This window comes from Paenibacillus motobuensis (genome assembly GCF_039521865.1).
Classification (GTDB): domain Bacteria; phylum Bacillota; class Bacilli; order Paenibacillales; family Paenibacillaceae; genus Fontibacillus; species Fontibacillus motobuensis.
The window spans coordinates 227,253-240,577 of the sequence record NZ_BAAACX010000015.1 but is presented as its reverse complement, the minus strand read 5'-3'; the positions used below and the strand labels follow the sequence as shown (position 1 = coordinate 240,577).

11 protein-coding genes and 1 riboswitch are annotated in these 13,325 nt (G+C 47.8%); of the genes, 4 read left to right on the top strand and 7 right to left on the bottom strand.

The genetic code is table 11. The features are described from left to right. Nucleotides 1-193: 193 nt before the first annotated feature. A riboswitch (cyclic di-GMP riboswitch) is annotated at nt 194-296 on the bottom strand. Nucleotides 297-438: 142 nt separating this feature from the next. The 4 genes from ABD014_RS17055 to ABD014_RS17040 all read right to left on the bottom strand — a co-directional run bounded on the left by ABD014_RS17055 (nt 439) and on the right by ABD014_RS17040 (nt 4,947). Beyond that, nucleotides 439-1,179, bottom strand: coding sequence for a Bax inhibitor-1/YccA family protein (locus ABD014_RS17055; protein WP_068778761.1), 741 nt, complete (start codon nt 1,177-1,179; stop codon nt 439-441). 132 nt (nt 1,180-1,311) lie between these two features. Beyond that, nucleotides 1,312-2,421, bottom strand: coding sequence for an FAD:protein FMN transferase (locus ABD014_RS17050; protein ID WP_343863044.1), 1,110 nt, complete (start codon nt 2,419-2,421; stop codon nt 1,312-1,314). Nucleotides 2,422-2,536: 115 nt separating this feature from the next. Then, a complete protein-coding gene (locus ABD014_RS17045) occupies nt 2,537-3,694 on the bottom strand; it encodes a hypothetical protein (RefSeq protein WP_343863043.1) in 1,158 nt (385 codons plus the stop codon). A 278-nt stretch (nt 3,695-3,972) separates the two neighbouring features. Beyond that, nucleotides 3,973-4,947, bottom strand: coding sequence for an aldo/keto reductase (locus ABD014_RS17040; RefSeq protein ID WP_343863042.1), 975 nt, complete (start codon nt 4,945-4,947; stop codon nt 3,973-3,975). A gap of 257 nt (nt 4,948-5,204) precedes the next feature. Here ABD014_RS17040 and ABD014_RS17035 point away from each other — a divergent pair, with 257 nt between their 5' ends. The 3 genes from ABD014_RS17035 to ABD014_RS17025 are packed head-to-tail and all read left to right on the top strand — an operon-like array spanning nt 5,205 to nt 8,200. After that, nucleotides 5,205-6,152 carry an iron-hydroxamate ABC transporter substrate-binding protein gene (locus tag ABD014_RS17035; protein WP_343863041.1) on the top strand — a complete coding sequence of 316 codons (948 nt, stop codon included), beginning with the start codon at nt 5,205-5,207 and terminating at the stop codon, nt 6,150-6,152. A 33-nt stretch (nt 6,153-6,185) separates the two neighbouring features. Further along, nucleotides 6,186-7,196, top strand: a complete 1,011-nt coding sequence (locus ABD014_RS17030; protein WP_343863039.1) for a FecCD family ABC transporter permease — start codon at nt 6,186-6,188, stop codon at nt 7,194-7,196. Then, nucleotides 7,193-8,200, top strand: a complete 1,008-nt coding sequence (locus ABD014_RS17025) for a FecCD family ABC transporter permease (RefSeq protein ID WP_343863038.1) — start codon at nt 7,193-7,195, stop codon at nt 8,198-8,200. Before ABD014_RS17030 ends, ABD014_RS17025 begins: the two co-directional genes overlap by 4 nt. A 143-nt stretch (nt 8,201-8,343) precedes the next feature. On the opposite strand, the gene ABD014_RS17020 is transcribed toward ABD014_RS17025, so the two are convergent. Then, on the bottom strand, nt 8,344-8,604 hold the full coding sequence (locus ABD014_RS17020) for a hypothetical protein (RefSeq protein ID WP_343863037.1): 261 nt from the start codon (nt 8,602-8,604) through the stop codon (nt 8,344-8,346). A gap of 119 nt (nt 8,605-8,723) precedes the next feature. Further along, complete coding sequence (locus ABD014_RS17015; protein WP_343863036.1) at nt 8,724-10,400, bottom strand: M20/M25/M40 family metallo-hydrolase; 1,677 nt, start codon at nt 10,398-10,400, stop codon at nt 8,724-8,726. 257 nt (nt 10,401-10,657) lie between these two features. Between ABD014_RS17015 and thrC the strand changes: the two genes are divergently transcribed. After that, nucleotides 10,658-12,046, top strand: coding sequence for a threonine synthase (gene thrC / locus ABD014_RS17010; RefSeq protein WP_343863035.1), 1,389 nt, complete (start codon nt 10,658-10,660; stop codon nt 12,044-12,046). A 91-nt stretch (nt 12,047-12,137) separates the two neighbouring features. Here thrC and ABD014_RS17005 read toward each other — a convergent pair whose 3' ends face one another. Then, on the bottom strand, nt 12,138-13,157 hold the full coding sequence (locus ABD014_RS17005; RefSeq protein WP_343863034.1) for an SDR family oxidoreductase: 1,020 nt from the start codon (nt 13,155-13,157) through the stop codon (nt 12,138-12,140). Between the last annotated feature and the right edge of the window lie 168 nt (nt 13,158-13,325).

Here is a 13,325-nt window from a genome sequence, read left to right as displayed (position 1 = left end):
TAACAATTAATCGAAATCCGCTTTTCATAGCTCCTCCTCATTTTGTTATCTTCACTCCCAGGCTACTTTTCTTGCATTAATCCCCCCCTCTTTTCAGGCACTAATACTTATCTTACGAAGGCAATTCACTGGGAATGACTTCGCAACCAGGAAGAAAACAAAAAAATCCGGCTGCATCTACAATAAGCATTGTGAATGCAGCCGGACTGTCATTAGCCGGATCAGTATTCTGATCAGAACCATTAGACTCCAGAGCTTTGCGACCTAACCTTTCGATTAGTGTGCCTAGATATGAAATATAAAAAGAGGCCCTTGTTCTCTAGATGAAGAACAACGACCTCTGTGTGACATTAATATATTTCACATTTAGAACTGGAGTCAATCGCTAAAAAAGGTAAAATAATACTAGTTTTGTCGAACACACACCACTAGTTTTGTCTAATCACGGCTCCAAATCTTGGCGATCAGACGAAGCAACTCAAGATACAGCCAGACAAGCGTTACCATTAGACCGAAGGCTCCATACCATTCCATATACTTCGGAGCCCCATTCTGTGCGCCGTTCTCGATAAAGTCAAAGTCCAGCACCAGATTCAGTGCAGCAATGATTACGATGACGACGGAAATTCCGATACCGATTGGCGTACTGTCATGCAAATAAGGAATTTGAATACCGAACCACCGTAATACAATGCTTAGCAGATAGAGCAGTGCTACGCCGCCGGTTGCCGCGAATACACCGAGTTTGAAATTCTCTGTCGCTTTAATAATTCTTGTCTTGTATGCAAGCAGCAGAGCGAGAAAGACACCCATTGTCAGCAAGGCTGCCTGTAAAGTGATTCCATAGTATAAAGTCTCGTATGTAGCTGAAATGGCTCCAAGGAAAAAGCCTTCACAAAGTGCGTAAATCGGTACTAAATAGGGAGAAATCGCTGGTTTAAAAGCAAGGATTATCGCAATAATAAGCCCGGCAACAGCTCCGCCGATGGCAAAAGGAACTACATTCTTCCCGTCGAAGAACATCATCCATGTACTGAAGGCACTTGCCAGCAAAATAATGAGCGTAATAAACGCCTTATTCACTGTGCCTCCAATTGTCATCCGGTCCAAATCACTAAACTGACCGGCTCTTTCAAAAGTCTTGTCATTTAGAGTGGGGTTACCGCTACGACCTATCAAGAATCAATCACCTCATCTATGAATTTGCTTATATATTACCATAATACTCAAACTAGTCCCACAAAATCCCTGCAATTTTGAAAAATATAGTCATACATAAGCAAACCATCTACCGGACTCCACCGATTCGAGCTATGACGCTCTCGCCCCTGTCGCTCCATGGCCTTTCATGATCTTCTGCATGCCTTTCGTTGCCTTCACAGTACCGTCGGGCATCACCCAGAGCACCTCGACTCCATCCAGCTTCTTCACAAGAGCAGCGCTCTGTTCATATGGCAGCAAGAATACAACCGTCGACAAAAAATCCGCCAGACCGGAATCTTCGGTAACGACCGTCACCGCCCGATAATAATTTCCCGGCATCAAAGTCTTCGGATCAATCAAATGGTGGTACTTCACGCCATCTACCGAGTAATAACGCTGGTAATCCCCACTGCTGACGACAGAAGCATCGCGGATAAATACCGTATCCAGCAGATTATCCTCTTCCATCGCGATGAATTTATTCGGATTCTGGATACCGACGCCCCAGCGCTGCCGTATCCCATCCAGCGGTTTTCCCACGGAGCGGATATTCCCACCAGCGCTGATCATGAAGGAGTTCATCCCCTGCGCTTTCATTTCCTTGACAACCAATTCAGTCGCGAACCCCTTGGCCACAGCACCGACATCCAGAGACATTTTTGCATCTGCCAAATAGACTGTGCTATTCGCTTCATCGATAATAACTTTGCTGAAGTCAATATGCTCCGCAGCCTTCTTTAGCTCCTCCATCGGCGGCAGCTTAGCCTGATCCGGGTTGGCAATACCCGCTTCTCGATAGTCATGCCACAACTCGAGAACCGACCCCATTGCTATATTGGTCTCACCAACCTTGTCGTACCACTGCTTGGAGAACTGGATTAAGTCGATGATCTCCCGGCTGACCTTAACAGGTTCAATCCCGGCTTGGTCATTTATCGTCTTCACATTGTTCAGACCTTCATAGTTGTTGTAGATATCATATAACCGGTGCAGCTCCAAGAACCGCTTATGGATTTGTTCGACGTATTGCTGGAATTGCTCCTCACTCTCTGTGTACGCTACAACCTGGGTCATCGTATCGAAAGCATCGAAGAAACTGTCACTGTATTTGGGATATACCACTTCCAATTGATCAGCCTTGGCTGTGCAACCAGCCAACAACAAGGCCGCAAGTATAATCCCTACCCACCATTTTGACTTTTCCACTACTCTATGCATAATTTCACCTCTTAAGCGCCTCGTTGCCAGACTTCCCATTCCTATCTCGGTTTTTAAGCAAAACTCCCCCATAAGCATGGGGGAGTCCATATTGTTCGATGATTAAAGAACCTTATTATTTAGCGTTGTCGTAGGATTCTACCAAGCCAGCGATATAGTCCTGAACGCTGATCGTAACTGAAGAAGTCAAATCCGCTTCATCCGGAACTGCCGGATGAGCGTCATCTTTTTGCTTCGTCTTCATGCCTTTGATCTCATCGACGGACTTGCCTACCATCCAATCACCAAGCGCTCTCGCTTGCTCATACCAGTCCTTGCCGATCGAGGAAGCCTTCTTCATGCCGTACTCATCACCAAGCTCTACCTTTGTCTTGATCTCTGCATTCTTATCGGATGCCACTTTACCGTTCTTGTCAAAGTTCACCTTTGTCTGTGCGTTATCAATAATCGTACCTGCTACCTTGCCGTCTTTATCAAAGGCTGCAGCTACCATGACTGTGTTAACCTCAGCTGCTGGAAGCACTTCTTGACCATCATTCGTGGACAGACCCTTAGACTTAGCAAGGGAAATGTTATGTCCGAGGCCAAATTTCTCAGCACCAGCCTTCACATCAATCGCATTATCGTATGCCTCAGCTACGGCTGCAATGAAATCAGATACGTTCATCGTTACGGTAGAAGCCAAGTCAGCTTCATCTGGAACAGCTGGGTGATGATCATCTTTTGCTTTGGTCTTCATAGCTTTGATTTCATCAACACTCTTGCCTACCATCCAATCGCCGAGTGCTTTCGCTTGTTCGTACCACTCTTTGCCGATGGACGAAGCCTTTTTCATTCCATAATCTTCGCCAAGCTCTACCTTGGTCTTATTGTCGGCATTCAGGTCAGTAGCCACTTGCAGATCTTTATCGTAGTCTACCTTCGATTGTGCATTATCGATCTCAACCTTGACTACTTTGCCGTCTTTATCAAATGCTGCTGCAACAATCGTTGTGTCCACTTGTGCAGTAGCCATTGTGTCGCCTTCCATATCCTTCGAGCTGCCAATAGAGGTAATATGACCTAGACCAATCTTGGCAATTTGTCCTGAAGCTGCAGTATCTGCGTTATTTGTTGCTTCATTGTTCGTGGAAGCATTGTTGGTTGATTCATTAGATGCAGACTGGCCCGAATTAGCAGAATTTGAATTTGAGTTCTTGGAACCACAGCCAGCCAGCATGGAGATAGCAACCATAGATACTAACAACGCATACATCATTTTCCTCATTTTCATGAAAGCCCCCTAAGATAGACATTTTTAAATTAAGTGAAATATTTCACTATATAGGTGAATTCTATCACAAACTTTTTTGGTATACAATACCTCTATTTCCTATTTGAAAAGTGAAAGCTCTGTGAACAACAAAAAACGACTATCTTCTGGATAGCCGTTTTATTGCAGATTTTTTATATGGCATTTACAAGCCTTCCCCGAGATCATTTACAATACCATACCTGTCAGCATTAGAATTCACCTTTGGAACACCTTATATGAAATGGCTGTCCATAAGATCAAGATAGACGATAAGTTGCGAACGGTTCGCTGTAGCGGCTTGTCTGGCTCAAACTGCCCAGTGCCTCTACGAGCCCTGTATTTAGTTCAATCTCCAGACTGCGGAGATTCTCCCTTAGCTGCTCCGGACGGGTGGCGCCAACAATAACCGTGCTTACAACGGACTGGCTCATCAGCCAGGCTAGAGAAAGTCCGCTAGGTGTATGTCCGTGTTCAGCCGCCAGCTGGCTCACTTGATCGGCGAGCGTCAACGTTCGTTCATTAATGAAGCGATTGAAGCTTGGGTCTTTATCCGCACGGGAATGTTCCGGAATTTTGTCCGACAAGCCGTACTTCCCACTAAGAATCCCACCTGCGAGTGGGAAATACGGAATAATGCCAACGCCCTGATCCAGGCATAGCGGTACCATCTCCTGCTCCGGAGTTCGATCGGCTAAGGAATAGCTAACCTGCAGGGATACGAAGCGGTTCAGCCCCTTCAGTTCACTGATGCCAAGCGCCTTCATCAGCTCCCACGCCGCATAATTGGAAGCTCCGATATAGCGCACTTTACCCGCTCGCACCATATCGTCCAAAGTGCGCAGCGTCTCCTCGAGCGGAGTGTTCGGGTCAAAAGTATGGATCTGATACAGATCGATGTAATCGGTATTGAGCCGCTTCAAGCTACCTTCTAGTTCCTGCTGCAAATGATACCGCGAGGAGCCGCGCTGATTCGGCCCTTCCCCTCTTGCCAATCCGGCCTTCGTAGCCAGAACGACATGTTGTCTTTTGCCGGCTAGAGCCTGTCCGATAATTCGTTCCGACTCTGTTCCAGCGTAGATATTCGCCGTATCTATGAAGTTAATGCCGTTGTCCAGCGCCTCCTCCATAATGCGAATTGAGGTGGATTCGTCTGCTCTTTTACCAAATGAATTCGTCCCAAGCCCGATCGCCGATACTTCAAGCCCGCTATTTCCGAGTCTACGATACTTCATACTGCGTCAGCTCCTTTGCCCTATATTTAGTACATTATTATATAGCGATTTCATCCGCCTTTACCTACAGCATAACATATCCGCAATACGGTTCCATGACACGGTGAGCGCCCGATAATATCAGGGGTTCTTATCCCTAAAATATCAGTTCAACTTTTAAATAATTATTGACATCCACCGCTCGGAACTATATCATTTATATCAGTCCGCGAATGATAATCATTATCATTTAGAATATATAAAGGGAGTTTAGCGAAATGAAGAAAATTTTTCTACCTATTATGCTGCTCTGTGTTCTGTTGGTCAGCGCCTGTGGCAACCAAGCACCTAGTCAGAATGGCTCATCGGGAAATTCAAATACAACTTCTAACCAGACAGAGAGCAGTTCCAAGGATACGATTACTTATCAATCGGAGGATGGCCCCATCGAAGTTCCGGCGAATCCAAAGCGTGTTATCGTGCTATCCTCTTATACCGGTGACGTTCTGGCCCTGGGTGTCAACCTGGTAGGCGTCGATTCCTGGTCTAAGATGAATCCAAACTTCAAGGATAAATTGGAGAATGCTGCTGAGGTGTCGGATGAGAATCTGGAGAAGATTATTGAGGTTAATCCGGACTTAATCATCGGCCTGTCCAACACTAAAAACTTGGATAAACTGAAGGAGATTGCTCCTACGGTTACCTATACTTATGGCAAGCTGGACTACTTAACACAGATCTTGGAGATCGGCAAACTGCTTAACAAAGAGAAAGAAGCTGAGGCCTGGGTCGACGACTTCAAGCAGCGTGCGGAAAAAGCAGGCGACGAGATCAAAGCAAAGATTGGCGAGAATGCAACGGTATCTGTATTCGAGAACTTTGACAAGCAAATTTATGTCTTCGGCGACAATTGGGCCCGGGGCACAGAAATTCTGTACCAAGCGATGAAGTTGAAAATGCCGGAAAAAGTGAAGGAAACCGCATTGAAGGACGGATATTACGCACTATCCCTGGAAGTATTGCCGGAATATGCCGGGGACTATATTATATTAAGTAAAAATAGCGAGACCGATAATTCCTTCTTGGACACGGATACGTACAAGAACATCCCCGCGGTCAAGAACGACCATGTCTTTGTAGCCGATGCGCAGAACTTCTACTTCAACGATGCGCTCACCCTGGATTATCAACTCGACTTCTTTATTAAGCACTTCCTTGGAAAATAAGCCAATTTATAAGAAAATGAGAGACTAAAACAAATGATAAGATCAAATTCACGTTCCATATCATTCATATTCAAGCTGATAGCTGGATGCATATTATTAGTACTCATATTTGCTGTAGCTATGGCATTCGGAGCGGCCAACACACCGCTTCGAGATGTCTGGCTGGCCCTGACTTCCCACGCAAGTGGGGAGTCTATTTCCATCATCCGTGAAATCCGTCTGCCACGGGAGATCGGGGCTATGGTTGTGGGCGCTGCCTTGGCGATATCCGGTGCGATGATGCAGGGCATCACTAGGAACCCGCTGGCCGATCCCGGCTTGCTCGGTCTGACGTCAGGTGCCAATGCAGCCTTGGCCATCACCTTGGCCATCATCCCGGCGGCGAATTACTTCGGGATTATGATTGCCTGCTTCATCGGTGCCGCTCTGGGCGCTACGTTCGTGCTAGGCATCGGAGCCGTCAAGAAGGGCGGCTTGTCCCCGCTGCGCCTCGTGCTTGCGGGCTCGGCTGTATCTGCCTTCCTGTATGCGATTGCTGAAGGTGTGGGAATCTACTTCAAGATCTCCAAGGATGTCTCGATGTGGACCTCGGGCGGAGTTATCGGTACAACCTGGGGGCAGCTTCAGGTCATCGTCCCTTTTATTATCGTCGGCATTATTCTGTCCCTGCTCTTCTCCAAGCAGCTTACCGTTATGAGCCTCAGCGAAGAGGTTGCTGTTGGCTTGGGGCAACGGACAGCGCTAATCAAAGTGCTAATGATTGTTCTTATCATCATTCTCGCCGGTGCCTCGGTTGCACTGGTAGGGAACCTGGCTTTTATCGGATTGATGGTGCCGCATTTGATCCGCGGTATTGTCGGAACCGACTACCGTTACATATTACCGATGTCCGGTATAGGCGGTGCGGCGTTCATGCTGATCGCTGATACGCTCGGCCGCACGATCAACGCTCCCTATGAAACACCGGTAGCCGCGATCGTCGCCATGATAGGTCTGCCATTCTTCTTGTATATCGTACGTAAAGGAGGGAAAGGCTTATCATGAACCAGCACATCGCAGCCAGAAAGCAGCGCCGGATCGTCGGCATCCTGGTTCTGCTCATTATTGCAACCATTATTATCGGCATGGGGATGGGCTATTCCTCATTGTCTTATAACCGGCTCCTACCAACTTTGTTCGGACAAGGAACATTTAAGGAAGAATTCGTCTTATTCTCTGTTCGTCTGCCGCGTATTGTCATTACCACGCTCGCCGGGATGGCCCTAGCGCTGTCAGGAGCCATTCTACAGAGCGTATCGCGCAACGATCTCGCAGACCCCGGAATTCTCGGCATTAACTCAGGGGCCGGCGTTGCCATTGCTGTCTTTTTCCTGTTCTTCCCGATTGACGCCGGCTCATTCATCTATTTACTGCCTGTGGTCGCCTTTATCGGGGCCGTAATTACGGCCATCTTAATCTATGTCTTCTCATATAGCCGAACTGAAGGACTGCAGCCGACCCGCCTTGTATTAACGGGCGTTGGGTTCGCCATGGCGCTATCCGGGATCATGATCGTACTGATCTCCTCGGCTGAACGTTCTAAGGTCGACTTTATAGCCAAATGGATCGCCGGGAATGTATGGGGCACCGACTGGCCCTTTATCTTAGCGATGCTTCCTTGGCTGCTCATCCTCGTTCCGTTCACCTTCTATAAGGCGAATCGCATGAATCTGCTGACGTTGGATGAGCATGTCACCATCGGTGTCGGTGTGGCAGTGGAAAGGGAAAGGCTCGGCCTGCTGCTGGCAGCTGTTGCTTTGGCCGCCTCGGCGGTCTCTGTAACAGGAGGTATCTCCTTCGTCGGTCTGATGGCGCCGCATATCGCTAAAGCTCTGGTTGGCCCAAGGCACCAGCTATTCCTGCCAGTCGCCGTATTAGCTGGAGGATGGATGCTGTTGCTGGCGGATACGATTGGTCGTAATCTAGCCGATCCGAGCGGCATTCCCGTCGGGATTGTCATCTCCTTCATCGGCGCACCTTACTTCATATATCTGCTCCTGAAGAAATAAATCAGCGCCACAGCCTATAATAATAAGGCCTCATCACCACCACAAGTGGAGGATGAGGCCCTTCTACTTATCGGCAGCAAAAAACCTGCAGAGTCACCAGGCCCTGCAGGCTGAACAGATAACGATTAGCGTTCTGAAAGTCTCTATTGCTGATTCAGTTTAGCAAGTCTACTCTTCTCGTCGGCCAGCATCTCTTCGGCCAATTCGACCCCTTGGGGCCCTAATGAACGGTTCACCTGCTGAATGGATTGTTCAGCATGATCAAGGCTGTTCTGCGCTTGCTCTACAGTCTGTTCATTGGGATGGCTTAGCGCTTGAGATACGGCGTTGTGCAGCTTGTTAACAGAATTTTGCGCACGAGCTACAGTGCTGTCTGCTTGCAGACTGGAATCGTAACGTTTCATGAATGAGATACTCTCCCTTCTGAAATGTCTCTGTTCCCCATTAGCATGTTGTAACTCAGTGCTTCTTATACCTTCCTCCCGCGAACCGATAACGTGCAGAAATCCAGTCTCTCAAGCGCCTACCCGAATATATCCCGATGCGCCTTCCTAGGTCTGCAGAACAATGGGAAAATCAAAGAGAACGCCAGCGCTGCAATAACCATAAGTGCACCCGCCATATTCAATGTCAGCAAATAGTAGATAAGATAGCAGATCGGCGTCAGCAGCACAAAGCCAGGTACAGCGAATAGAGTAGACAACCAACCCCTCGCCTCTTCCTCCATGAAGAAGAGCAAATTCAGACCGATAAGGCTGAATACCAGCGGCCAAGTGAATACATAGCTGCCCCCCGGCAAATAGATACTCGTTCCTACACATAACAGGAGCCATAGCGTCATTGCTCCCAACCATATATTTTCCGACCGTATAAATCGAGAACCTACCCTAACTATTAAAATAGCCAGCAGCAGTGTAACCAACAGCGATCCTGCCAAATAATACACGCTCACTTGGGGATCCATAAGAATCTGTTGATATCGATCCTCCGATATCCCGGAGCGAAGCAGTCCCCATAACAAGGTATTTATACCATATATGACGACCAAAGTAAGCAAGCTCACGAACAATCCACCAACTAGCCCCATCCATTGAACTCGGCGGGCATATATTCCATGCCATACGGTCGCAATGAACAGCAATACGGCAAGGCCAGTGAACCATGGTATCCAGGACTTCGGATAACTGATCATGCTCCAGCCGATGGTATTGAAGTAGACCCGATCCTGCTGCTGCACCTGATTTAAATCTTGATTACCAAAATGACGAGCCAGATTTAACATATAGTCGCCCTGATGCTGCAAGCTGGACGGATCCAGATTAGCAGCTGTATCCAGCTCCGTGTGATAAGCATTCAAACCGACCCCGAAGGCAAAGTTCAAACCGGGCATCCCGCCTTCCTTGAATTTCGTTAAATCTGTATCATTCGGCATCAATTTATACAAGTTGTATATGAGTGAATAAGCTACCGGACTCGGAGCTGCCCGTGTAAACTCCCGAATGATCCACCCGTTCTGATCGCTGGTCTCGAACATAAATGAAGGGCCCTTGTTGCCTCGCGCTTCAAAATTCAATACCAGGCCCACATCACCAGCCCACGGGTGCTCACTCACGAACGCCTTGGCTCCAAGCATTCCGTGCTCTTCACCGTCTGTCATGAGCAGAATCAGATCATTCTTCAGAGGGCTTGATGCCTGCAGCGCCCTTGCTGTCTCAAGCATAGCGGCAACTCCTGAACCATCATCGGCCGCCCCTGGCGCTGTCGCAACGGAATCATAATGGGCTGCCAACATAAGCGGCTTGCTCGAATTGGTTCCAGGAATGCGGACGACAATATTCTCGAGCTTGCCTGAATATCGCTTAGACACTCCTGGCGCAACGTTAGCCTCCTGAATTTCCGGATGCAGCCCGAGATGTTCAAGCTCTGCGATAATATAATCACGTACCTGAGCATGCGCAGAAGATCCTGAAGGATGCGGCTCTCTGGCGATCATCTCCACCTTCTCCATCGCCCTTGCAGATGAGAAGGATTCTGGCGGTGCATCCGTACCAGCCGGACGCGGGGATCGAATCTGCAGCAGACCCGCCAATACAGCTGCGATTAGAATGACGGTTATTATGATTCGCTTTATCCATATCGCATATCTCGGGCCAGTACGGTGGCTTATTCGAATCGGTGTTCCATAATAATTGGGCTTCACGGTGTCCCCCCTATAATCATCATAAATTTATTAGCATCGTTTATTTATTCTATGTTAGGGTTAAATTACCTTTACAAGATACCCAAATATGACAAAAGCCGACGATGTCGAAATCGTCGGCTTCTTATGAATATCAAAATTTATTATTTCCAGGTAGCGATATCTTCAGAAGACATCCTCCTCAGAACTTTTCCCTTAACAAAAGGGAATTTTCTGATACAATAATGAAAAACTATCAAGCGGGGGGAAATCATTCTATGCACTATAAAAGCACGAGAGGCCAAGTCGCTGGAGTCGGCTTCATCGATGCCATCCTAATGGGTCTGGCTGACGACGGCGGCTTGCTTGTACCTGAACATATTCCACAGGTGTCTGCCGAGACGCTGAAGAACTGGCAGTCTCTTAGTTATGCGGAACTTGCTACCGAAGTATTCTCGCTCTTCGTGAATGACGAAATACCACGCTCTGATCTGGAGAAGCTGGTTCAAGACAGCTACGGAACATTCCGCCATCCTGATGTAACGCCAGTCCGCAAGGTTCGCGACGACCTTCATATTATGGAGCTGTTCCATGGACCCACCTTTGCCTTCAAGGATGTTGCTCTGCAATTTCTAGGCAATCTGTACTCTTACGTATCCCGTAAGACCGGCTCGGTCATTCATATTCTTGGTGCAACTTCAGGCGATACAGGAGCTTCAGCGATCGAAGGCGTTCGCGGCAAAGAGGGAATTCGCATCTGTATCCTGCATCCGCATCAGAAGGTAAGCAAGGTGCAAGAACTTCAAATGACAACGGTCGATAACGAGAATGTACTCAATCTGGCCGTAAATGGAACCTTCGACGATTGCCAGCGGATCATTAAGGAATTATTCGCGGACGTAGACTTCAAACATCAATATCATCTGCGCGCGATCAATTCCATCAACATTGCTCGTATACTCGCGCAGACTGTGTATTATTTCTATGCCTATCTGCAGCTCGCGCAGCAAGGCATGACTGGCAAGCTGAATTTCAGTGTACCGACAGGTAATTTCGGCGACATCTTCGCCGGTTATTTGGCGCAGCGCATGGGCTTGCCAATCCATAAGCTCATCCTCGCTACGAATGAGAACAATATTCTGGAACGCTTTGTGAACGAGGGAGTCTACCAGCCAGGTGAATTCCGAGGTACTTATAGCCCTTCTATGGATATTCAGGTTGCCAGCAACTTCGAACGCTACCTGTTCTATTTGTACGGGGAGAACACAGCAGAAGTAGCTACATTGATGGAGTTGCTCAAAGCCGAAGGCAAAATTGTAATCCCTGAAGACAAGAGGACTGCAGTCAACGCAGAGTTCGCTGCACACGCTGTGGAAAACGACGAATGTCTCGCAGTCATTAGCAAATATTACGATGAGTACGACTATCTGCTCGATCCGCATACGGCCTGTGGAGTAGCAGCTTCTGACGGGCTTACATCAGCGGACGAAGTGACAGTAACGCTGTCCACTGCGCATCCAGCCAAGTTCAACGAGGCTATTGCCCTATGCGAAATTAAGCAAACTTATCCTGAACAAATTGAGGCGCTCTTCTCCAAGCCGCAGCATCAGACCATCGTCGATGGGACGAACGAAGCGGTACGAGATAAGCTCGTCCAATTTTTCTAGTTGCCACGTGGAACAATTAAAAAATGGCCATCCCCCCGGGATTGGCCATTTTATTTTTTTAAGCTCTATGTAGCTTTATTTTGGTTCAGCATTAACGCCCATTGATCATCTTAACAGCAGACTCCAGAGCATGAATGACACTATCGCACCATGCATCGAACTCCGGATCTTCTACTTGATATTCCGGATGCGCTAGAATATGCTCTACTGTCCGTTTGATTCCCTGGTCCAGGCGCGTGGTGGCCACGAATTCTGGAACGAGCCGCTTCAGCTTAGAGTTATCGAAGACCACAGAGTTAGCCTTATCCCCTAACAAGCCCCCACGAAAATCCTCATCACTGCTAGCATCAAGGAATTCCGACGATACATGTACCGCATGCAGCTTGACCCCGAGGGCGTCAGCGATGATCTCGTAGATTTGATTCCAGGTTACCGTCTCATCGGAAGTAATATGAACGGCTTCCCCAATCGCGTGAATATTGCCCATCAATCCAATGAAGCCTTTGGCAAAATCGCTGTTATGTGTCATTGTCCACAGAGAGGTACCGTCCCCATGAATAATAACCGGTTTGTTCTCCAGCATCCGCTTCGCTACTTGCCAGCTTCCCTTGCTTCCGTGGACACCGAGTGGGATCGAACGCTCATCATACGTATGGCTTGGCCTTACAATGGTAATCGGGAAGCCATGGTCCCGGTACTGCTTCATTAGATATTCCTCGCAAGCTATCTTATTCCGGGAATACTCCCAGTATGGATTGGATAGCGGAGTTCCTTCCGTAATTCTATAATCCGATAACGGAGTCTGGTAAGCAGAAGCCGAGCTGATGAACATATACTGCTTGGTTTTATCTTTAAACAGTCGATAGTCCCGCTCAACATGCTCAGGATGAAATGCGATAAACTGTGCCACTACGTCAAATTGCATATCTTGAATCAATTCCGCAATCTTGGCCTCGTCGTTAATATCGGCTTGGATGATTTTCGCTCCAGCTGGCATAGAATCGTTACGTGTTCCCCTGTTCAACAGATAGAGCTCCCAATCCTTGTCCAATAACTGTCTGGTAATCTCCGAACTGATCGTACCTGTTCCTCCGATAAATAGCGCTTTCATATTCCACCTCCGGTAAAAGTATAAGTCCTCTATTCCTGCCAATGCAATGGCATTGTATCTTTAACGATAGCACCAGTTCCCCGGGTTGACAATCCACAAAAACGAAGTCCGTCGGTGTCATGGTTTGTGTCATATCAATACGATTGACAGAATAAGGATGACAACTTA